Source organism: Sphingopyxis sp. P1IMeth2 (assembly GCF_900185685.1).
Lineage (GTDB): Bacteria > Pseudomonadota > Alphaproteobacteria > Sphingomonadales > Sphingomonadaceae > Sphingopyxis > Sphingopyxis terrae_A.
This window is the reverse complement of record NZ_FYAT01000012.1, coordinates 206,710-228,266: the sequence shown is the minus strand read 5'-3', so window position 1 is coordinate 228,266 and position 21,557 is coordinate 206,710. Positions and strand designations below refer to the sequence as shown.

Sequence of the window (21,557 nt, the reverse complement as noted above, 5' to 3'; positions counted from 1 at the left end):
CCATGCGCGCAACAGGGGGAGAGTGGGCGATGGAGCAGGCAATCGTGACGGCGCGGCTCGGCGATGCAGCGGTTGTGGGCGAAACGCTGGCGCAGGCATTCCAGACCGATCCCGCCTTGTCGTGGATACTGCCGGACCCCGCCCATCGCGCGCGGGCCTTGCGCGGACTGTTCCGCACGCTCGTCCCCGCAGATATGCGCGCGGGCGTAGCGCTGCGATCCGATGCGGGCGAGGCGGCGGCGCTGTGGCGTGGGCCGGGACGAGCGCACAGCGGCGGGCTGGAATTCTTGCGCACCGTGCTGCCACTCATCGCAACCTTCGGCACGGCGCTCCCGCGCGGACTGAAGGTTCAGGGCAGCATCGACGCGCACCGGCCCAAAGGGCGGCGCTTCTGGTATCTCCATTATGTTGGCGTGCGCCCCGATCATCAGGGAAAGGGGCACGGCGGGCGGATCATCCGGGCGCAGACGGCGGTGGCCGATGCCGATGGCCTTCCTTGCTGGCTGGAAACGGCGACGCCCGAGAATGTGCCGCTGTACGAGCGGCTTGGCTTCGTGATCGAGGCCGAATGGGACGTTGCGGGCGGCGGCCCCCATTTCTGGGGCATGATGCGGCAACCGGTCCTGACCTAGCCCTGGCGTCGGACGAAATTCTCATAGTCGGCGGCGTGTATGACAGGGAGTGTGGGCGCCGACGCGAGGTTCATCAGTCGCAACCGATACTGGGCAAGCGTCGCCGCGCGCTGAAGCTCGGTCATTCGCGATGGACCGTATACGATAAATGGTTCGATCACCTGAAAACCCGAGAACCGCAAAATTCCGTGATGGATCGGATAGAGTATGGGATCGATCGGGCCGTAGAGTCCGTCATCCGAATAGGGTGCCGCCCCGCCGCCGGTCGTAACCGACAGCATCGCTCGCCGCGGCGCCAGGCGCCCTTGGTCAAGCCATTTGCCGCCGCCATAGGCGACGCCCACGGCGAACACGCGGTCGATCCACCCTTTCATGATTGCCGGCATTCCCAGCCACCAGATGGGGAATTGAAAGATTACCGTGTCGGCCCACAGCAATTTGTCCATCTCTGCGCGCAGGTCGCTTGAGAAACTGCCGGCGGATGCGGCGAAACGCTCTTCGGCCTGCTGATCGTATCGCTCCGGATTGGCGCGTATCCTGAAATTGCGTCGATCCGATACCGGATCCCACTCCATGGCATAGAGGTCGGACACGACCAGTTCGTGACCGATTGTCGGCAATAATGCGCGGGCGCTATCGGTTAGCGCGCCGTTGAAGCTGCGGGGTTCAGGGTGGGCGTGGACGATCAGGATGCGCATGGCCGTCATTCGGCGCCTGCGGCTCCAACGTTACAGAGGGCTCTCGAAAGGCGGGGCGCTTGCGATCAATCGTCGAAGCCGACGAAGCGCACCGCCTCGTCGATGTTCTTGCGGTTCGATACCACGGCATTGGCGGGAAACGCCTCGTCGGGCCAGCCCATGGCGACGCAGATCATGATGACCTGATCGTCGGGGATTTGCGCATGTTCGCGCACGACCGGGCTTTGCATTATCCCCTGGCTGTTGATGACACACCCCAGCCCACGCGACCAGGCGGCGTTGACCAGCGCATTGGTCACGGCGCCGCAATCGAAAGGCGCGATATCGCTGCCGAGCAGCACCCGGTCATAGGTGACGACGATGCTGACCGGCGCGTCGAATTGGCGAAAGCCGCGCAGCACCCAATCCTGCCGCGCGTCCTTGTCGTCGCGCGCGATCCCCATCGCTCCGAAGAGCTGCTTGGCGATTTCGATCTGCCGGAAGCGATGCTCCTCGGCGATGCCGTCGAAACGCCGAAACTCTCGGCTGTCCGGCTTGCCGGCAAGAATACCTTCGGTGTTGCCCCGGCGGATTTCGGCGAGCGCGTCGCCGGTGACGACCGAGAAATTCCAGCACTGGTTGTTGAACGACGAGGGCGCGCGCATCGCGACGCCGAGGATTTCGGCGATCAGTTCGCGCGGAACGGGCTTGTCGAGAAAGCCGCGGATCGAGCGGCGGCCGCGAACGACCGCGTCATACGCTTCGACTTGCGTCACGCGGCGATTTTGAATTCGAGTTCGAGCCGGCCCCAGATTTCGACCAGCGCCTGCGTCAGCTCGCGCATCATCGCTTCGTCATGCGCCGGGCCGGGCGTGAAGCGCAGGCGTTCGGTGCCGCGCGGCACGGTCGGGAAATTGATCGGCTGCACATAGACGCCATATTCGGCGAGCAATATGTCGCTGATCTTCTTTGCGCGCACCGGATCGCCGACCATCAGCGGGACGATGTGCGTCACCGAATCCATGACCGGCAGGCCGGCATCGCGGAAGCATCGCTTAAGGTAAGCTGCGGCGGCCTGCTGCGCATCGCGTTCCTCGCTCGACCCCTTGAGGTGACGGACGCTGGCGAGCACGCCGGCAACGAGCACCGGCGACAGGCTGGTTGTGAAGATGAAGCCCGGCGCGTAGCTGCGGATCACATCGACGATATTCTTGTCGGCAGCGATATAGCCGCCCATCACGCCGAATGCCTTGCCCAGCGTGCCTTCGATGATGGTTACGCGGTGCGCGGCTTCGTCGCGTTCGGTGATACCGCCGCCGCGCGGGCCGTACATGCCGACTGCATGGACCTCGTCGCAATAGGTGAGGGCGTTATATTTGTCGGCAAGGTCGCAGATCGCGTGGATCGGGGCGACGTCGCCGTCCATCGAATAGACGCCTTCGAACGCGATCAGCTTCGCCGCGTCGGGATCGTCGGCGGCGAGCAGTTCTTCGAGATGCGCGAGGTCGTTGTGGCGCCAAACGCGCTTTTCGCAGCCCGAATTGCGGATACCCGCAATCATCGAGGCGTGATTGAGTTCGTCCGAATAGATGATGCAGTTCGGGAGCAGCTTGCCGAGCGTGCCGAGCGTCGCTTCGTTCGAGATATAGCCCGAGGTGAAGAGCAGCGCGCCTTCCTTGCCGTGCAAATCGGCGAGTTCGGCTTCGAGATCGATGTGATAGTGGGTGTTGCCGCCGATGTTGCGCGTGCCGCCCGATCCGGCGCCGACGTCGTGCAGCGCCTCTTCCATCGCGGCGATGACCTTCGGGTGCTGGCCCATCGCGAGATAGTCGTTCGAACACCAGACGGTGATCGGCTTCGGCCCGTTATGCCCCGCAAAGCAGCGCGCGTTGGGGAAGGCCCCCTTGTTGCGCAGAATATCGATAAACACGCGGTAACGGCCTTCTTCGTGAAGGCGGTCGATGGCCCGGGCGAAAATATCTTCGTAGTTCACTTGCATGCCCCGCAGTTTCGGGTGCGCGGCCCCCGCCGGCGCGATAACCGGGCGGCAATACGCGCGATTTTCCGTGAAATCCAGTGCGAACGATTCGCAGATCTGGGTCAAATTGTCTCAATTCGCCCGATGCCATAAGGCGCCAGCGCGGCCAGCGGCGGGGGCAGGCGATCGTCGCTGCGCGTGAAGACCGCGATGCCGGGCGCCGCCGTCTGGGGCCACGCCTGCCCTTGGGTGAGGTGCGCGATCCGCCGCGCGATCCCTGCAGCGCCGTCGATGAGCGTGACGCCGGGTCCGGCCGCCGCCTGCAATTCGTCCTGCAGCAGCGGGAAGTGGGTGCAGGCCAGGACGATGACGTCGATGGCACCGCCGCCCGCCTGATCGGTCAGCCCGGCGAGCGCGCGTGCAATCGCGGCGGGATCGACCGGTTCGCCGCGCAGCTTGCTCTCGGCAGCGGTGACGAGTTCGGGGCTGCCGTGGCGGAGCACGATTTTGTCGCGCGCGAATTTGGCGCTGAGGTCATCGACATAGGGCTGCCGCACCGTCGCCTCGGTCCCCAGCACGCCGATCACGCCGCTGCGCGTCAGTTCGGACGCCGGCTTGATCGCGGGCACGGTTCCCACGATCGGCAGATCGAGTGCTGCGCGAACATGCGCGAGCGCGATGGTCGAGGCGGTGTTGCAGGCGATAACGGCGAGCCGGGGATGGTAGCGTTCGACCAACCGGCCGAGCAGCGCCGGCACGCGTGCCGCGAGTTCGGCGTCGCTTTTCTTGCCATAGGGCAGGCCGGCGTAGTCGGCGGCATAGACTATCGGCGCGGTCGGCAGCAGCGCACGCGTCGGTCCGAGGACGGTCAGTCCGCCAAGGCCGCTGTCGAAAAAGAGAATAGGCGCGTCGGGCGCGGGAGTCTGCATGCGAGCCGGTTAGCATGCGCCCGCCCGGCGTCAATCCGGTCCTTTGCGGCGTCCAGATTCATCGAATCCATTGATTGCCCGCTGCAACATCGCCACAATATTCCCGAACCAACGCCCGGGAGCGCCATGACCATCTTATTGTTGACCGCCGCCGGCTATCTGCTCGGCTCGATTCCGTTCGGCGTCCTGCTGACGCGCGCGTTCGGCGCCGGCGATCTGCGGCAGATCGGATCGGGCAATATCGGCGCGACCAACGTGCTGCGCACCGGACGCAAGGAACTCGCCGCGGCGACGCTGATCCTCGACGGCGCGAAGGGCGCGGTCGCGGTGCTGCTCGCGCGTCATTTCGTTCCCCAGCTCGGCGATCATGCTGCGATGATCGCGGGTGCGGCGGCGATGATCGGTCATTGCTATCCAGTCTGGCTGAAGTTTCGCGGCGGCAAGGGGGTTGCGACACTGCTCGGCCTCGCGCTGGCGCTCGCCTGGCCGGTCGGGCTGGTGTTCGCAGCTGTGTGGCTGGGGACTGTGTTGCTGCTGCGCATTTCGTCGCTCGGCGGGATGGCGGGAGCGGTCGCGGCGCCGGTCGCGGCGCTTGCCTTCGGCTATCCGGTCTATGCAGTCGGCCTCGCCGGGCTGGCGGTGATCGTGCTGTGGCGCCACCGGGAGAATATCGCGCGGCTGCGCGCCGGAACCGAACCGCGCGTCGGCGCAAAGAAGGGCGCTGCGTGACGCACCCAGAGCGGTCGGCGCGGATCCGGCTGATCCGCACGCCGCATGTCGTGACCAGCCGGCTCGGCCCGCCGCCGGTGGCGACCGACGCGATCGTTCGCCAGCCGGGACATCCCGCCGCGTCGGTGCAACCGGTCCTGCTCGAACTCGAACGCGCCGGGGGGCTGGCGCGGCATATGGGCCCGCGGGGGGCGCTGCTTTAGGGTCCGCAACGTCTCGGCGCGGTTCAGCCACGGTTCAGCGGCGCGGCGACAGGCTGATGATATTGTATCACATGCGGGGAGTTGGGTGATGCGGAACAGGTTTCTGACAGGTGTGACATTAACGGCGCTGCTGGCCTCCGGCCCGGCGCCCTTGCCGATCATGGCGGCGCAAGCGGCGGCGCCCGGCTGGAATGACGGCTTTTGCCGCAATGCCGAGCCGCTGCCGCAGCTCGATCCCGAAACGCGGCCGCGGCCCGTTCCCGCCGCGGGCGGCAAGGGTGGACGCTATGACAGTGTGGCACCGGTGATGGCCGCGCCGCCGCCACCGCCGCCGCCTGCGCCGCCACCACCGCCGATGATGGCGCCGGCTGCCGAAGCGGCATCGCCGCCGGCGAGCGACGTCGTCGTCACCGGCTCGCGCAGTGACGCCAGCGCCGGTGCAGCCGAGCCCGTCGCCATGGAAAAGGGATCGTCGGCCGATTTCGATCGCGCGCCGGGCGCCGTGATGCCGCCGCGTCCCTATCCGCAGCCGCAGCCGCAGTCGGGCATCCTGACCGCCGGCGAGCATGACGATCTGCTCAATCCGGAACTTTACGCGGCCTATGTCGGTCGCAGCAATCTGGGCCAGCAGATCCGCGATCTTCCGCGCGTCGATACGATGCGCGTGGTCACCGTGAAGGTGAACGACCGCAACGGGCAGCCCATTCCCTTCGCCGATGTCGTGGTGACGTGCAGCGACGGCAACAGCATCACCATGGCGACGCAGGCCGACGGCGGCGCAGTCTTCTTTCCGGGGCTCGACCGGTTGAGCGAGCGCATTACGGTGTCGGCGCGCCAGGGCGGACGGACGATTGCCGACGCGCGTCCGGTGCTCGTCGCCGATGCGCCGGGCGGCCAGCTTGTCGGCCTGACCGCTAACCAGATGGCGGCGAAGGCCACCAAGCTCGATCTGATGCTGGTGATCGACACGACCGGCAGCATGGGCGACGAGATCCGCTATCTTCAGTCCGAACTGCGTTCGATCATCAATGCGATCACGACGCGGCACCGCGATCTCGACATCCGTGTCGGCTTTGTCTTCTACCGCGACCTCGGCGATGATTATGTGACGCGCACTATCGGCTTCGACCGCGATATCGGCCGCGCGCAAGGCGTGCTGGCGCAGCAGGACGCGAACGGCGGCGGCGACTATCCCGAAGCGATGGATCAGGCGATGATCCGCGCGGTGGGGCAATCCTGGCGTCCTGATGCGGTCAAATCGCTGCTGCTCGTCGCCGATGCGCCGCCGCACGACGACAAGTTCGGGCGCACCTGGGCCGCCGCCGAAGCGGCTCGCGCCAAGCGGATCCATATCACCCCGGTCGCCGCTTCGGGCGTTGCGGACGAGGCCGAATATGCGATGCGCGCAATGGCCGCAGCAACGCAGTCGCGCTACCTCTTCCTGACCGACGACAGCGGCGTGGGCAATCCGCACGCACCGCCGGCGATCGACTGCTATCTCGTGACCCGGCTCGACGCGCTGGTGCGCCGGGTGATCGACAGCCAGATCAGTGGCCGCCGCATCGAACCCGACAAGGACGAGGTGATCCGCAGCGTGGGGCAATATGACGGCGGCAAATGCGTACTGCCTGCCGACTTCAAATGGGACAGCAACTGACGCTTGGACGTCAGCCATTGACACCCTCCTGCATCTGACCGATGCAGGGGTGTGGGTTGCGTCGGGAAATCTCCCGTCGCTGGTCCGATTCCGGCCGCGGGAGGTCGGAGGTTTGTTTTCATGAAAAAATTGCTGTCGGCCATCGCCCTTGCGGCGATGCTGTTTCAGCCTGTCGTCGTCGCTGCGAAGGATCAGGAACCCGTCAAGATTTCGGGGCCGGCCAATGCAAGGGGCGTGACGACGGTAACGATCGGTGCCTTCAATGTCGGCTTCATCTTTGAGTCTACGGACCAGATCAAGAAGACGGGTGGTCTGATGGGTGCCTTTGGCGGCACCACAAAGGCCAAGAGCGAACTGGTCGGCGTCACGCCTGAGATGATGCAGGCCATCACCGATGCCGCCTATGCCGATTTCGTGTCGCAGCTGGGTGCGCGCGGTTATGTCGTTCAATCCGCCGCCGACCTGTTCGATCATGCGGCGCTTGCAAAGACCAAGTCGCTGGAAGCGCCGCTCGATGTCAATATTGCGCTCGAGAAGGGTAGCAAGGGCAAGGCAACCTATTACAAGCCGAGTGCGCTCCCGTCGCTGTTGATGATCCCGGGGGACTTTACGGGTTCCGGAATGAGCAGCATGGGGATCAATATGTTGGCAGGGCAGGCGAATATGGCCCTGTCAAACTATGCCAGGCAAACAGGTGTTGGCGTGATTGATGTCGTCTATCTTATCGACTTTTCGGATCAGAAGCGCCCGGGCTTTTTCAGCTTCGGCGGCGGGGTCAATGTAAACAGCGGCCTGTCTGTCAGCGCGGATTATTCGCGAATGACGCTTATTGCGCCCTCGGGCAAGCAGGCTGTCATAACGGTCAAGGCCCCAATTGGCGTCGAAGGCGAGTTCATCGACAAGAGCGATGCGTCGACCGGTACAGAAAAGGCCGTGCAATCGGCTGCCAATGTTGCAGGCGGCCTTGCAGCGGCGGCGAACATCGGCCTGCCGATGTTCGGCAAAACGCGTAAATTCCAGTTCACTGCAAAGCCAGGAAATTATGAGGAGGGCGCGGCGAAAGCAGCGAGCCTGGCAAACGAATTGCTGCTCGGAAGACTTGGCGCATTGCGTTGATCCCCGACGGCGGGCGCTCTATTTCCCCTCTTGACGGAAGGGATCGGCGCCCGCCACCCTCGCGCGTACGTACGTAAGAGTTTTCGGGGAAACGAATTTTCGATGCAATTGGTGATTGTGGAATCGCCCGCCAAGGCGAAGACGATCGAGAAATATCTCGGCCGTGATTTCAAGGTGCTGGCCAGCTATGGCCACGTCCGCGACCTGCCGCCCAAGGACGGCTCTGTCGATCCGGATGACGGTTTTTCGATGGAGTGGCAGCTCTATCCGGACAAGGCGAAGCGGCTGAAGGATATTCAGGATGCCGCGAAGCAGGCCGACCGTCTGATTCTCGCGACCGACCCCGATCGCGAGGGCGAGGCGATCAGCTGGCACGTGCAGGAATTGCTGCGCCAGAAAAAGGCGCTGCCGCAAAAGGTTGACCGCGTGACCTTCAACGCGATCACCAAGCAGGCGGTGACCGATGCGATGGCGCATCCGCGCGGTCTCGACGACGATCTGATCGACGCGTACCGCGCGCGCCGCGCGCTCGATTATCTCGTCGGTTTCACCCTCTCGCCGGTGCTGTGGCGCAAGCTGCCCGGTGCCAAATCCGCGGGCCGCGTCCAGTCGGTGGCGCTGCGCCTCGTCGTCGAACGCGAACGCGAAATCGAAGCCTTTGTTGCGCAGCAATATTGGTCGATCACCGGCCAGTTCGAAATGGGCGGCACGCCGTTCAAGGCGCGGCTCGCGCGCTGGCGCGGCGACAAGATCGAGCGCTTGACGATCACCAACGAGGCCGATGCGCGCGCCGCCGAAGCCGATGTGAAGGCGGGCCATTTCACCGTCGACAGCGTCGAAACCAAGCCGCTGACGCGCAATCCGCCGCCGCCCTTCACGACCTCGACCCTGCAACAGGAAGCCGCGCGCAAGCTCGGTTTCTCGGCCAGCCACACGATGCGGGTTGCGCAGGATCTCTACGAGGACGGCGCGATCACCTACATGCGTACCGACGGCGTTCAGATGGACGGCAGCGCGATAAGCGCCGCGCGGCGGGCGATTGCTGACCGCTACGACGGGGGCTATGTTCCCGATCAGCCGCGCCAGTATCAGACCAAGGCGAAGAACGCGCAGGAAGCGCACGAGGCGATCCGTCCGACCGATTTTGGCAAGGACAAGGTCGGCGGCGGCGATCATGCGCGCCTCTACGATCTGATCTGGAAGCGTGCGCTGGCGAGCCAGATGGCCTCGGCGCGGCTCGAACGCACGAGCATCGATCTGAGCGACGGCACCGGCAAGACAATGCTCCGCGCGACAGGTCAGGTTGTGAAATTCCCCGGCTTCCTGGCGCTCTATGACGAAAGCCGCGACGACAGCGCCGACGATGAGGATGCGCGCTTGCTTCCCGCGATGGCAAAGGGCGATGCACCCGCCAAGACCGGCGTCGAGGTCGAAGCCCACGAGACGCAGCCGCCGCCGCGCTATTCGGAAGCGAGCCTGGTCAAGAAGATGGAGGAACTCGGCATCGGGCGCCCGTCGACCTATGCCTCGATCCTTCAGGTGCTCAAGGACCGCGCCTATGTGCGCGTCGAAAAGAACCGCTTCCTGCCGGAAGAGAGCGGGCGATTGCTCACCGCTTTCCTCGAACGCTTCTTCGGCCGCTATGTCGAATATGATTTCACCGCGGGCCTCGAAGAAGAGCTCGACGACGTGTCGGGCGGCCGCGCCCAGTGGCAGGCGGTACTCGAACGCTTCTGGCGCGACTTCAAGCCGCGCACCGGCGAGGTGATGGAGCAGAAGCCGTCGGAAATTACCGCGGCGCTCGACGAGTTTCTCGGCCCCTATCTCTTCCCCGACAAGGGCGACGGCAGCGATCCGCGCGTCTGCCCGAATTGTGGCACCGGGCGGCTCGCGCTGCGCGGCGGGCGCTTCGGTCCGTTCATCGCGTGCAGTAACTATCCTGAGTGCAAATTCACGCGAAAATTCGCGCAGCCGGGCGGCAGCGACGGCGCCGACAGCGGCCCCGAAACGCTGGGTACCGATCCCGAAAGCGGGCTCGAGGTGACGAAGCGCAGCGGCCGGTTCGGACCTTATATCCAGCTCGGCGATGGCAAGGAGGCGAAGCGCTCGTCGATCCCGAAGGACATTCCGGCCGAGGATTTCGATCTGGACTATGCGCTGCGGCTCCTGAGCCTGCCGCGCGACGTCGGGACGCATCCCGAAAGTGGCAAGCCGATCGTCGCGGGACTGGGGCGCTATGGTCCCTATCTGCTCCATGACGGCAAATATGCGAAGCTGACCGGCACCGCCGAAATCTTCGACATCGGCATGAACGCGGCGGTGGCGCGTATCGCCGATGCGGCGAATGGCGGCGGCCGCGGCGCGCGCGCCAAGGCCGAGCCATTGAAGACTTTCGGCCCGCACCCGACGAGCGGCGGCGAAATGAAGCTGATGGCCGGACGTTTCGGGCCTTATGTGACCGACGGCACGACCAACGCCACGCTGCCCAAGACGGTCGAGCCCGACGCGCTGACTGTCGAGGAAGCTGTCGCCCTGATCGACGCCCGCGCCGCGAAGGGACCGGCGAAGGGCAAGAAGAAGACGCCCGCGAAGAAGGCTGCGGCCAAAAAGCCGGCCGCAAAGAAGGCGCCGGCAAAGAAGAAGGCCGCGAAGGACGCGTGATGTTGCTTGGGCGACCGGCTCAAGCTCCATCGCCTATCCCGCGCAGGGCTGGTCGGCGGCGCGGAAGTCGTGCTGGGCGACGTCGTCGTGTCGAACGAGGCGGATTTTCGATCCGCTATGGCAATGCGCGTTGGCGGGAAGCGCGATGGTCGCCTGCTGCAGGCTGTTGACGCGCACGACGGCCTCCTCCGGCTTGCCGGGCGGCGTTTCAATCCGCATGACCTCGCCGGCGACCAGATGATCCTTGCCGCTGCTCGCGAAACGATCGCGCTCGATGACGAGCGCGATCAGCACCGCGATGAGCAGATAGGCCTGCCAATAGCGGAAGACCGCTCGGAACCGGTCGCCGGGGGTGTTGAAGGGATCGTGCGCCATTTCGCCGTTCAATCGACCCAGTCGAGGCCCATGTCGCGATAGACGCCGCGGTCTTCGTCCCAATTTTCCTTGACCTTAACGTGCAGGAAAAGATGGACCTTGCGGCCCATCAGTTCGGCAAGTTCGGCGCGGGCCTTTGCGCCAATTTCCTTGATTCGGGAGCCGCCCTTGCCAAGCACGATGGCGCGCTGGTTGTCGCGCGCGACAAAAATCTGCTGGTGGATTTCGGCGCTGCCGTCGGGGCGGGTCTTGAACAATTCGGTCTCGACCGTCGACTGATAGGGCAATTCCTCATGGAGCTGGCGATAGAGCTGCTCGCGCGTGATCTCGGCCGCGAGCATCCGTTCGGGCGCGTCGCTGACCTCGTCCTCGGGGAAATGCCACGGCCCCTCGGGCATCAGCGCGGCGAGATGCGCCTTGAGCTCGGGCACGCCGTCGCCGCTGCTCGCCGCGATGAAGAAGGTTTCGTCGAAGGCGAGCCGGGCGTTGAGCTCGGTCGCGATGGTGAGCAGCTTGTCCTTCTTGGTCAGGTCGACCTTGTTCAGCACCAGATATTTCTTCTCGGGCCGGTTCGCGACTCCTTCCAGCACGCGTTCGACGCGGCCCGTCAGCTTGGCCGCGGCGTCAACCATGACAAGGATGGCCTCGGCTTCCTCGAGGCTGCCCCACGCCGCAGCGACCATCGCGCGGTCGAGCCGGCGGGTGGGCGCGAAGATGCCCGGCGTGTCGATCAGGATGATCTGCGTGTCGCCGTCCATCGCGACGCCCATCAGGCGGGTGCGCGTCGTCTGCGCCTTGGGGCTGACGATGGCGACCTTCTGGCCGACAAGGGCGTTGACGAGGGTCGATTTGCCGGCGTTCGGTGCGCCGACGACCGCCACGAAACCGCAGCGCTGGGTCATTTCACGTCTTCCTGGGTCAAGATTTCAAGCAGGGCGGTGGCGGCCGCCTTCTCGGCAGCCTGCTTGGACGGGCCGTCGCCTTCGGCCTCGGCGAGCTTGCCGATCGCGACGGCGACGCGGAAGCGCGGGGCGTGGTCGGGGCCGTCGCGGCGGACGAGGCGATATTCGGGGGGCTTGCGCTTGCGCGCGAGCGCCCATTCCTGAAGCGCCGCTTTGGGATGTTTGGGCGCGGCGACCTGGCCTTCGATCATGCTGCCCCAATTGCGGACGATGAATGCCCGCGCGGCGTCCTGGCCAAGGTCGAGCCACAGCGCGCCGATCAGCGCTTCGAGCACGTCAGCGGCGATATTGTCGCTATACCGCCCGCCATCGCCGATCGCCTGCGCGCCGAAGCGGACATGCGCGGTAAGTTCGAGCGCCTGCGCAATCCGTGCGCAGGTTTCGCCCGACGCGAGCGCGTGCAGTCGCGACGATAACTCACCCTCGGCAGCCTTCGGAAAGCGGGCGAACAATTCGGACGCAATGACCAAGCCGAGCACGCGGTCGCCGAGAAATTCCAGCCGCTGATAATCACCCGCACCGCTGCTGCCGTGGGTCAGCGCCTCGCGGTAGAGGCCAAGGTCGCGGGGCGTTGCGCCGGTAATGGCGGCAAGCGTTTCCGCGGATACACCTTCGTTCAAAAGCCTTCCCCGGCGCGGCTCCAGCGGGCGGCGGTGAACCAGCTGATCGGGTTGAGCCAGCTTGCCGACCCGTCGGTCGAGAACATCGTCACCAGCGCATGGCCGACCAGATTTTCCTCGGGCACCAGGCCAATGCCCTGACCTTCGACGGCGGGGAAGCGGCTGTCGGCACTGCGGTCGCGATTATCGCCCATCAGGAACAGATGGCCGGGGGGCACCGTAACGGGCGCTGTATTATCCTCGGGGATCGAGGTGATATCGAGGATGGCGTAGCTCTTGCCGCTGGGCAGCGTTTCCTTGAAGCGCTTGTAGCGGCACTGACGCTGGCCGTTCGCGCCGATCTCTTCGAACTCGGGCGAATAGCAGGGCAGGGTGCCGTTGGCGCGCGAGGCGTCGATCATATTCTGCGTCACCGGAATGACGAAATCGGCCATCGGTTCGCGCTTCAGCGGCTTGCCGTTCAGCCAGACGATGCCGTCCTTAACCTGGATCGTGTCGCCGGGCAAGCCGATCACGCGCTTGATATAGTCGTTGTCGTTGACCGGCGGCGCCTTGAACACGACAACGTCGCCGCGATCGGGCGTACGCGCGAAAATACGGCCGGGGATCAGCGGCACGCTGAACGGCAGGCTGTATTTCGAATAGCCGTAAGCCATCTTGTTCACGAGCAGATAGTCGCCGATCAGCAGGCGCGGCTGCATCGATTCCGACGGAATGTTGAAGGGCGACAGAAAGAAGCTGCGAAAGATCAGCACCGCGATCGCGAGCAGCGCGAGAAAACGGATCGTGTCGACCGCCTCTTCCTTGGCGGATACGGGTGCGGGTTCGGGCGTCGCGGGGGCGGGATTTTCGGCGGGGATGCTGGCGTCGGTCATGGGGGCGCATTGACGGTGAATAGGTCTGCGCGTCAAGTAAATATCGGCGGATGACGCTGGCGTACGAGCGGTGGCGCGCTTATGAAACGGGCGAACATCTCCATCCCCGTTCGCATCGAGCGTAGTCGAGATGCCCATCGGCCGTTCGCGCCTTGGGGTGTCTCGACTTTGCCCGACACGAACGGACCTTAGAAGGAAGTTTTCGATGACCACCTCCTCCGAAGCGTGGCAGGCGCTCTCCGCGTGGCAACCGCAAACAATCGCCGACCTGATCGCCGCCGATCCGGAGGCGCGGCTTCAGATGCTCGTTCGCAACGTCGCTGACATTCGCTTCGACTTCGCAAAGACGCATCTCGATGGCGAGGCGCTGGCGATCCTTTCGACGCTTGCCGAAGCGCAGGATTTTGCCGGCCGCCGCAAGACGCTTTTCGCGGGCGGCATCGCCAACCCGACCGAAGACCGTGCTGCAGAGCACAGCGCCGAGCGCGGCGAAGGGGCGCCCGAGTCCGTCCATGTCGCGCAGGCATTGCATCAGCGGATGCGGATGCTGATCGACGCGATCGAGGCCGATGCGTTCGGCGAAATCCGCCATTTGCTCCACATCGGCATCGGCGGCTCGGCGCTTGGCCCCGACCTGTTGATAGATGCGCTGGGGCGGCATGGCTCGCGCTACGACGTCGCCATCGTCTCGAATGTCGATGGGGCCGCGCTCGCCGAAGTCTTCGCCAAATTCGATCCAGCCTATACGCTTGTCGCGGTCGCGTCGAAGACCTTCACGACGACCGAGACGCTGCTCAACGCGGCCTCGGCGCTTCAATGGCTGGAGGAAGCGGGCGTCGATGATCCGGTCGGCCGTTTCATTGCGCTGACCGCCAATCCCGAACGCGCGGTCGAATGGGGTATCGACGAAACGCGCATCCTGCCGTTCAGCGAAACCGTCGGCGGGCGCTATTCGCTCTGGTCGTCGATCGGCTTTCCGGCGGCGCTGGCGCTCGGCTGGGACGCTTTTCAGGACATGCTCGAAGGCGCGGCGGAGATGGACCGCCATTTCCGGCTCGCCGACGGCGCCGACAATATCTGCCTGCTCGCCGCTTTCGCCGACCAGATTTACGCCAACCGGCTGGGCTGCCAGACCCGCGCAGTTTTTGCCTATGACGAACGGTTGCGGCTGTTGCCCGCCTATCTGCAACAGCTCGAAATGGAATCGAACGGCAAGCGCGTGACGCTCGACGGCGCGCCGCTCGCACAGCAGAGCGCGCCGATCACCTGGGGCGGCGTCGGCACCGACGCCCAGCACGCGGTATTCCAGCTTCTGCATCAGGGCACGCATCTGACCCCGGTTGAATTCGTCGTCGCGCGCGAGCCCGATCATATCCTTGACGATGCCCACCACGAGACGCTGGTCGCGAACTGCATCGCGCAGGGCGCGGCGTTGATGACCGGCCGTGCGAGCGAGGACGGCGCGCGCGCCTATCCCGGCAACCGTCCATCGACGACGATCCTGCTCGAACAGGTGACGCCGCATAGTCTGGGTGCGCTGATCGCCTTCTACGAACATCGCGTTTTCGCCAACGCCGTGCTGCTCGGCATCAATCCCTTCGATCAGTTCGGGGTCGAGCTAGGCAAGGAAATGGCGAAGGGCCTTGCCGAAGGAACGGTGCAATTCGATCCGGCCACCGAAGCGCTGATGCAGGCCGCGCTGGGGGACTAGGCGATCAGGCTAATCCAAATATTCGATTGGCAAGACGGCGCGGCGTAACCACATAGGTCCTCGCCGCGAATGTCAGCGACGATTGCCAGGGGTGTTTCATGAGCGATTTCGACTATGACCTGTTTGTCATCGGCGCCGGGTCGGGCGGCGTTCGCGCGAGCCGGGTCGCGGCGTCGCACGGCGCGCGGGTCGCGGTCGCCGAAGAGTATCGCGTTGGCGGCACCTGCGTCATTCGCGGCTGCGTGCCCAAGAAGCTGCTCGTCTACGGCGCGCATTTTGCCGAAGATCTGAAGGACGCGCGGCATTTCGGTTGGGACGTTCCCGATTGCCATTTCGACTGGCAGCGGCTGCGCGACAATGTGCTCAGCGAAGTCACGCGTCTCGAAGGTCTCTACGGTCAGACGCTCGACAATCACAAGGTTACGCTGCTCAAAACGCGCGCGACAATCGTCGGTCCGCAAAAGGTGCGGCTCGCCGACGGGATCGAACTCACCGCCGAACGCATCCTGGTGGCGACCGGCGGCTGGCCGTTCGTCCCCGAATTTCCGGGCAGCGAGCATGCGATCACCTCGAACGAGGTGTTTCATCTCGACAGCCTGCCGAAGCGTGTGGTGATCGCCGGCGGCGGCTATATCGCCAACGAATTTGCGGGTATCTTCAACGAATTCGGCAGCAAGGTGACGATCGTCAACCGCGGCGACGCGATCCTGCGCGGCTATGACGAGCAGATCCGCGACCGCCTGCTCCAGATTTCGATGACCAAGGGGATCGAATTCCGTTTCAATGCGCCGTTCAAGTCGATCGAGAAGCAGGACGACGGATCGCTGATGGTCCATCTCGACAATTGCGATCCGATCGCGGCCGATGCCGTGCTCGTCGCGACCGGACGGGTACCGAACACAAAGGGCTTGGGTCTGGAAGCGGCGGGTGTCGAGCTCGACAAGGTTGGCGCGGTCAAGGTCGATGACAATAACCAGTCGTCGGTGGCGAGCATCTACGCCGTCGGCGACGTGACCAATCGCATCCAGCTGACGCCGGTGGCGATCCGCGAGGGGCAGGCGTTCGCCGACAGCGTCTTCGGCGGCAAGCCGACGACCGTCGATTATGCCAATGTCCCGAGCGCGGTGTTCAGCCATCCGCCGATCGGCGCGGTCGGGATGACCGAGGCAGAGGCACGCAACAAGCTGGGCGCTGTGCGCATCTACACCAGCGATTTCCGGGCGATGAAGAATGTCCTTGCCGGCCGCAACGAACGGGCGCTGTACAAGATGGTCGTCAATGCGGCGACCGACCAGGTCGTCGGCCTTCACATGATCGGTCCCGACGCGCCCGAAATTTTGCAGGCCGCCGCCGTCGCCGTGAAGGCGGGGCTGACGAAAGCCGACTTCGACGCCACGGTTGCCCTGCACCCCAGCATGGCCGAGGAACTGGTGCTGCTGAAATAAGCGGCGACCGCGCGGCCTGTCTGCTATTCTTCGCAAATGCGGCGAGGAGAGGTGCAGATGACGGGCACGATCTTGGTAACAGGCGGCAGCGGCTATATCGCCGGCTTCCTGATCCGGCAGTTGATCGACAATGGCTGGACGGTTCACACGACGGTGCGCAGCCTGAAGCGCGAGGCCGAAGTGCGCAGCTCGCTGGCGGTCGACAACGACCGGCTTCAGTTCTTCGCGGCCGATCTGGAGCATGATCTCGGCTGGGCGGAGGCTATCGCCGGATGCAGCCATGTCGCGCATGTCGCTTCGCCCTTTCCGATGGGGGTTCCCCAGCATGCCGATGAACTGGTGGTTCCGGCGCGCGAAGGCGCGTTGCGCGCGCTGCGTTTCGCGAGGGCAGCGGGGGTGCGGCGCTTCGTTCTGACCTCGTCGATGGCGGCGATCGCCTATGGGCATGGCGACGGTGGCGGCATCTACAGCGAAACCGATTGGACGAACCTCGATAATCCGGCGGTCATGCCCTATCCGCGCTCGAAAACCGTCGCCGAGCGCGCGGCGCGCGATTGGGTGGCGGCCGAGGGCGGCGACATGGAATTCGCCTCGGTCAATCCAGCAGCGGTGTTCGGGCCGTTGCTGTCCGACGATCTGTCGACGTCGATCGAGGTCGTGAAACAATTGCTCGAGGGCAAGGTGCCGATGTGTCCCGACGTCGGCTTCGGTATCATCGACGTGCGCGACGTTGCCGACCTTCATTATCGCGCGCTCACCGCGCCGGGCATCCGGGACGAGCGCTATGTCTGTTCGGGACCGTTCCTGAAGATGATCGACGTCGCCAACATCCTGACCGCGAACCTGGACGAGCAGGCGCGCAAGGTGCCGACGCGGCGGATGCCCGACTGGCTGCTCAAAGGCTTCGCGATCTTCCGCCCCGAACTCAAGCAACTCGTCGCCGAGCTGGGCAATGTTCGCGGCGGCGATAGCCGTCACGCGATGGAGACGCTCGGCTGGACGATGCGGACGCCCGAGGAGGCGGTGCTGGCGACGGCGCACAGCCTGATCGAGCGAGGAATCGTGAAGGTGTGAGCGTCTTCGTCATTACTTCGCTCCGCTTGCAATGACATTTCGCTAACCGATGCGGTAGGGCACCACGTCGCGGCGGTCGGGGTCGACCAGGATCGGCCGGTCGCTCGGCGGAAAGGCGCGCTGGTCGCAGTCGTCGCGCGGGCAAATGCGGCACGATGATCCGATACGCGTCGCGGCGTGCGGCGCGGTCACATCGACCCCGTCAGCATAGACGAAATCGGCGGCATATTGCGCCTCGCACCCCAGCGCCACGGCATAGCGGCGCGGCGAGCGCGCATAGCTGCCCGACGGTTTCACGAGCCCCTTCGCCATCGACACATAGCGCAGCCCATCGGCTGTCTCGGCGAGCTGGAACAATATGCGGTCGGGGATCGCCGCCGCCTCGTGGACGATCCACAGCGGGCAGGCGCCGCCGAAGCGCGCGAATTGCAGGCGAGTGGCGCTGTGCCGCTTGGTAATGTTGCCCGCCATGTCGACGCGACAGAAGAACATCGGGATGCCCCGCGCGCCGGGGCGCTGGAGCGTCGAGAGGCGATGGCACGCCTGTTCAAAGCTGACGCCATAGTCGAGCCGCAGCCGGTCGATGTCATGCCGCACCGCGCGGGCGCTGGCGCGAAAGGCGGCATAGGGCATCAAAACCGCGCCCGCGGCATAATTGGCGAGGCCGACGTGGAGCAACTGGCGCGCCGCCGCGGTGCGCAGCGGCGACGCCTCGATCACCGCAGCAATCTCGCGCGCGAGCGCCAGCGCCGCCAGCTGGTGCGCAAGTTGAAAGCGGCGCGTTTCGGCGGGCTGCGACGGATCGATGATCAGGTGGCGCATCGTCGCGTCGAAATCGCGCAGCACCTGGTGCTGGCGATAGACGATCGAAATGCCCAGCGCCTCGCGCAGCCGTCGTTCGATCGTCTCGATCGCGGGCGACGGATCGCGGCCGCGCAGCTGGCCCGCCAGCGTCTCGGCGGCGCGGTCGATGCTATCGACATAATTGCCCGCGTCGTGGAACCAGTCGCGTACCTCCTCCCACGGCAGACGGCTGCCCTCGGCGGTGCCGCCGGTCATCGCTTCGTCGATGATCTGGAGCCGCTGGCCCGCGCGGCGATAGGCGGCGTGGAGCGCGACGAACTGGTCGGCGAGCTGCGGTTGCTGCAGCGCGGCGCGCTCAAGCTGCTCGGGCGCCAGCGGTGCGGCGGCGAACAGCGGATCGGCCGCCGCCTCGCGCAACGCCCCGGCACGGCGGTCACCGGCATCGGCGGCGACCTCCTCCCATTCGAGCGGGAAAAGCCTTTGCAGCCGGTCGAGCAGGGCAGGGGTCAACGGCCTGTCGTCATGCTCGATCTGGCTGAGGTAAGAGGCAGAGATGCCGATCGCTTCGGCGAAATCGGCCTGGCTCACGCCTCGCTCAAGGCGGAGCTGGCGCAGGCGCGTACCGGCAAAGATGCGTTGGCGGGTCATAGGCGCCCCCTCTTGTTCCGTTCGTGCTGAGCTTGTCGAAGCACCGGTTTTTCTTCCTCCAAGGCAAGGACGGCCCTTCGACAGGCTCAGGGCGAACGGAAGCTGGTAATTCTACTTTGCAAACTATCACTTTGCAACTTTGCAAATTCGCATTTGCATAGCGGGCGCCGCGGGCGCAGATGGCAGGCTTCAGAAAACCGGAGAAGCCGAGTGTCCGCCAATATTGCCGAAATGGAACGTCGCCGCGCCGCTGCCGCTTTGGGAGGTGGGCAGAAGCGCATCGATGCGCAGCATGCCAAGGGCAAGCTGACCGCGCGTGAGCGGTTGCTGGTACTGCTCGACGAAGACTCGTTCGAGGAACTCGATACCTATGTCGAGCATGACTGCGTCGATTTCGGCATGCAGGATCAGAAGATTCCGGGCGACGGCGTTGTTACCGGATCGGGAACGATCAACGGCCGCCTCGTCTATGTCTTCAGCCAGGATTTCACCGTCTTCGGCGGCTCGCTGTCCAAGCGTCACGCCGAAAAAATCTGCAAGGTGATGGAAAAGGCGATGCTGGTCGGTGCGCCGGTCATCGGCCTCAATGACAGCGGCGGCGCGCGTATCCAGGAGGGCGTCGCCAGCCTCGGGGGCTATGCCGACGTGTTCCAGAAAAATGTGCTGGCGTCGGGCGTCGTGCCGCAGATCAGCCTGATCATGGGACCATGCGCGGGCGGCGCAGTGTACAGCCCGGCGATGACCGACTTCATCTTCATGGTGAAGGATAGTAGCTACATGTTCGTCACCGGCCCTGATGTGGTGAAGACGGTGACCAACGAAGTGGTGACGCAAGAAGAGCTCGGCGGCGCGATCACCCACACGACGAAAAGCTCGGTCGCCGATCTGGCGTTCGAGAACGACATCGAGGCGCTGCTCGCGGCGCGCGACTTCTTCGATTATCTGCCCGAAAACAACCGCAGCGGCGTGCCGGTGCGCCCGACGAGCGATCCCTACGATCGCGCCGAAATGAGCCTCGACACGCTGATCCCGCCCAATGCGAACCAACCTTACGACATGCACGAACTGATCCGAAAGACAGTCGACGAGGGCGATTTCTTCGAGGTGCAGCCCGCGCACGCCGCGAACATCATCTGCGGCTTCGGTCGCATCGAGGGTCGCACGATCGGCATCGTCGCGAACCAGCCGCTGGTGCTTGCGGGCGTGCTCGACATCAATTCGTCGAAGAAGGCGGCGCGTTTCGTCCGTTTCTGCGACGCGTTCGAAATTCCGATCGTTACCTTCGTCGACGTCCCGGGCTTCCTGCCCGGTACCGCGCAGGAATATAATGGCATTATCAAGCACGGCGCGAAGCTTCTCTTCGCCTATGCCGAGGCGACGGTGCCCAAGATCACGGTCATCACACGCAAGGCCTATGGCGGTGCGTACGACGTGATGGCGTCGAAGCATCTGCGCGGCGATTTGAACTATGCCTGGCCGACTGCCGAGATTGCGGTGATGGGCGCGAAGGGCGCGGTCGAGATCATCTTCCGCAGCGACATCGGCGACCCCGAAAAGATCGCCGAACGCACGAAGGAATATGAGGACCGCTTCGCCAATCCGTTTGTCGCGGCGCAGCGCGGCTATATCGACGAGGTGATCTATCCGCACTCGACGCGCAAGCGGATTGCGCTGGGGTTAAGGAAGCTGCGAAACAAGCAGCTCGAAAATCCGTGGAAGAAGCATGACAATATTCCGCTGTAGGGAATGCTGCGATGAACACCGCGCTTTGGATCCTCGTCGTCGGCTTCCTGCTGGTGGATGGCTGGCTCAACTTCAATGAGAGACCTTCTCTCGCGACCGCGCTGTTTTCGGGAAAGCCCGCAGCGGCTCGGCGTTACGGCGGATTGACAGTTTATGGTCTCGTTATCGCCGCTCTGATTTATCTTGGATGGAGTTCCCGATGAAACTCGGCCGCCTCAACCATATCGGCGTCGCGACGCCGTCGATCGCCGACAGCATCGTCTTTTATCGCGACGTGATGGGCGCGACGAATATCCATGAGCCGTTCGACCTGCCCGATCAGGGCGTCAAAGTGTGCTTCGTCGATACGCCCGGCGCGGGCGGGGCGCTCGACGGGACCCAGATCGAACTGATCGAGCCGCTGCCGGGCAATACCTCGATCGCGGGGTTCCTCGAAAAGAACCCGGCGGGCGGGCAGCATCACATGTGCTACGAAGTCCCCGACATTCACGCCGCCAAGGCCGAATTCGAGGCGATGGGCAAGCGCGTGCTGGGCGAGCCGCGGATTGGCGCGCACGGGACGTTGATCTTCTTCCTGCACCCCAAGGACATGGGCGGCGTGCTGACCGAGATCATGGAGACGCCGAAGGGGGCGCACTGACCCATTTTTCCTCGTCACCCCGGACTTGATCCGGGGTCGATTCTTGCGTCCCTGCGAGGAACGGATGCCGGATCAAGT

Annotated in this window: 21 protein-coding genes; 12 read left to right on the top strand and 9 right to left on the bottom strand. The window is 64.6% G+C overall.

The annotated features are described in order from the left end of the window. The first annotated feature begins 29 nt into the window (after positions 1-29). The gene (locus P1IM2_RS07905) at positions 30-632 is read left to right on the top strand and encodes a GNAT family N-acetyltransferase (protein ID WP_186402064.1); all 603 of its coding nucleotides are present in this window, start codon (positions 30-32) and stop codon (positions 630-632) included. On the opposite strand, the gene P1IM2_RS07900 is transcribed toward P1IM2_RS07905, so the two are convergent. The 4 genes from P1IM2_RS07900 to murI form a co-directional block, all read right to left on the bottom strand. Continuing rightward, on the bottom strand, positions 629-1,339 hold the full coding sequence (locus P1IM2_RS07900) for an NAD(P)H-dependent oxidoreductase (RefSeq protein WP_186402063.1): 711 nt from the start codon (positions 1,337-1,339) through the stop codon (positions 629-631). The genes P1IM2_RS07905 and P1IM2_RS07900 overlap by 4 nt on opposite strands. 56 nt (positions 1,340-1,395) lie before the next feature. Next, the gene (locus P1IM2_RS07895) at positions 1,396-2,085 is read right to left on the bottom strand and encodes a nitroreductase family protein (protein ID WP_186402062.1); all 690 of its coding nucleotides are present in this window, start codon (positions 2,083-2,085) and stop codon (positions 1,396-1,398) included. Beyond that, the gene (gene hemA, locus P1IM2_RS07890) at positions 2,082-3,302 is read right to left on the bottom strand and encodes a 5-aminolevulinate synthase (RefSeq protein WP_186402512.1); all 1,221 of its coding nucleotides are present in this window, start codon (positions 3,300-3,302) and stop codon (positions 2,082-2,084) included. The genes P1IM2_RS07895 and hemA overlap by 4 nt, the downstream gene beginning before the upstream one ends. Before the next feature lie 107 nt (positions 3,303-3,409). Continuing rightward, positions 3,410-4,216 (bottom strand): glutamate racemase, encoded by an 807-nt coding sequence (murI, locus tag P1IM2_RS07885; RefSeq protein WP_062902598.1) that lies wholly within the window; start codon positions 4,214-4,216, stop codon positions 3,410-3,412. Between the two features lie 126 nt (positions 4,217-4,342). Here murI and plsY point away from each other — a divergent pair, with 126 nt between their 5' ends. The 5 genes from plsY (at position 4,343) to topA (ending at position 10,582) form a co-directional block, all read left to right on the top strand. Beyond that, complete coding sequence (gene plsY / locus P1IM2_RS07880; RefSeq protein WP_186402061.1) at positions 4,343-4,945, top strand: glycerol-3-phosphate 1-O-acyltransferase PlsY; 603 nt, start codon at positions 4,343-4,345, stop codon at positions 4,943-4,945. Further along, positions 4,942-5,148: a hypothetical protein gene (locus P1IM2_RS07875; RefSeq protein ID WP_234178773.1), complete on the top strand. Its 207-nt coding sequence runs from the start codon at positions 4,942-4,944 to the stop codon at positions 5,146-5,148. The genes plsY and P1IM2_RS07875 overlap by 4 nt, the downstream gene beginning before the upstream one ends. 88 nt (positions 5,149-5,236) lie before the next feature. Further along, positions 5,237-6,805: a VWA domain-containing protein gene (locus P1IM2_RS07870; RefSeq protein WP_186402059.1), complete on the top strand. Its 1,569-nt coding sequence runs from the start codon at positions 5,237-5,239 to the stop codon at positions 6,803-6,805. A gap of 234 nt (positions 6,806-7,039) precedes the next feature. Further along, positions 7,040-7,921: a hypothetical protein gene (locus P1IM2_RS07865; protein ID WP_260833953.1), complete on the top strand. Its 882-nt coding sequence runs from the start codon at positions 7,040-7,042 to the stop codon at positions 7,919-7,921. A 102-nt stretch (positions 7,922-8,023) separates the two neighbouring features. Next, positions 8,024-10,582 carry a type I DNA topoisomerase gene (topA, locus tag P1IM2_RS07860; RefSeq protein ID WP_186402057.1) on the top strand — a complete coding sequence of 853 codons (2,559 nt, stop codon included), beginning with the start codon at positions 8,024-8,026 and terminating at the stop codon, positions 10,580-10,582. Between the two features lie 33 nt (positions 10,583-10,615). On the opposite strand, the gene P1IM2_RS07855 is transcribed toward topA, so the two are convergent. The 4 genes from P1IM2_RS07855 to lepB are packed head-to-tail and all read right to left on the bottom strand — an operon-like array spanning position 10,616 to position 13,414. Further along, entirely contained in the window at positions 10,616-10,957 is a 342-nt protein-coding gene (locus P1IM2_RS07855; RefSeq protein ID WP_186402056.1) for a hypothetical protein, read from the bottom strand. An 8-nt stretch (positions 10,958-10,965) separates the two neighbouring features. Further along, entirely contained in the window at positions 10,966-11,859 is an 894-nt protein-coding gene (gene era, locus P1IM2_RS07850; protein WP_062902591.1) for a GTPase Era, read from the bottom strand. Beyond that, on the bottom strand, positions 11,856-12,539 hold the full coding sequence (gene rnc / locus P1IM2_RS07845) for a ribonuclease III (protein WP_186402055.1): 684 nt from the start codon (positions 12,537-12,539) through the stop codon (positions 11,856-11,858). The genes era and rnc overlap by 4 nt, the downstream gene beginning before the upstream one ends. Continuing rightward, complete coding sequence (lepB, locus tag P1IM2_RS07840) at positions 12,536-13,414, bottom strand: signal peptidase I (RefSeq protein ID WP_186402054.1); 879 nt, start codon at positions 13,412-13,414, stop codon at positions 12,536-12,538. Before lepB ends, rnc begins: the two co-directional genes overlap by 4 nt. A 205-nt stretch (positions 13,415-13,619) precedes the next feature. Here lepB and pgi point away from each other — a divergent pair, with 205 nt between their 5' ends. The 3 genes from pgi to P1IM2_RS07825 all read left to right on the top strand — a co-directional run bounded on the left by pgi (position 13,620) and on the right by P1IM2_RS07825 (position 17,644). Beyond that, on the top strand, positions 13,620-15,125 hold the full coding sequence (gene pgi, locus P1IM2_RS07835) for a glucose-6-phosphate isomerase (RefSeq protein ID WP_186402053.1): 1,506 nt from the start codon (positions 13,620-13,622) through the stop codon (positions 15,123-15,125). A gap of 98 nt (positions 15,126-15,223) precedes the next feature. Next, complete coding sequence (gene gor / locus P1IM2_RS07830; protein ID WP_186402052.1) at positions 15,224-16,570, top strand: glutathione-disulfide reductase; 1,347 nt, start codon at positions 15,224-15,226, stop codon at positions 16,568-16,570. A 57-nt stretch (positions 16,571-16,627) separates the two neighbouring features. Continuing rightward, positions 16,628-17,644: an aldehyde reductase gene (locus P1IM2_RS07825; RefSeq protein ID WP_186402051.1), complete on the top strand. Its 1,017-nt coding sequence runs from the start codon at positions 16,628-16,630 to the stop codon at positions 17,642-17,644. A gap of 42 nt (positions 17,645-17,686) precedes the next feature. Here the strand turns inward: P1IM2_RS07825 and P1IM2_RS07820 are convergent, their stop codons facing one another. Further along, complete coding sequence (locus P1IM2_RS07820; protein ID WP_186402050.1) at positions 17,687-19,096, bottom strand: short-chain fatty acyl-CoA regulator family protein; 1,410 nt, start codon at positions 19,094-19,096, stop codon at positions 17,687-17,689. Between the two features lie 210 nt (positions 19,097-19,306). On the opposite strand from P1IM2_RS07820, the gene P1IM2_RS07815 reads away from it, so the two are divergent. Genes P1IM2_RS07815 through mce form a run of 3 tightly spaced genes read left to right on the top strand, consistent with a single transcriptional unit; the run spans position 19,307 to position 21,479 of the window. Continuing rightward, positions 19,307-20,839 (top strand): acyl-CoA carboxylase subunit beta, encoded by a 1,533-nt coding sequence (locus P1IM2_RS07815; RefSeq protein ID WP_062902586.1) that lies wholly within the window; start codon positions 19,307-19,309, stop codon positions 20,837-20,839. Between the two features lie 11 nt (positions 20,840-20,850). Then, positions 20,851-21,042: a hypothetical protein gene (locus P1IM2_RS07810; protein WP_186402049.1), complete on the top strand. Its 192-nt coding sequence runs from the start codon at positions 20,851-20,853 to the stop codon at positions 21,040-21,042. Continuing rightward, a complete protein-coding gene (gene mce / locus P1IM2_RS07805; RefSeq protein WP_186402048.1) occupies positions 21,039-21,479 on the top strand; it encodes a methylmalonyl-CoA epimerase in 441 nt (146 codons plus the stop codon). Before P1IM2_RS07810 ends, mce begins: the two co-directional genes overlap by 4 nt. Positions 21,480-21,557: the final 78 nt, after the last annotated feature.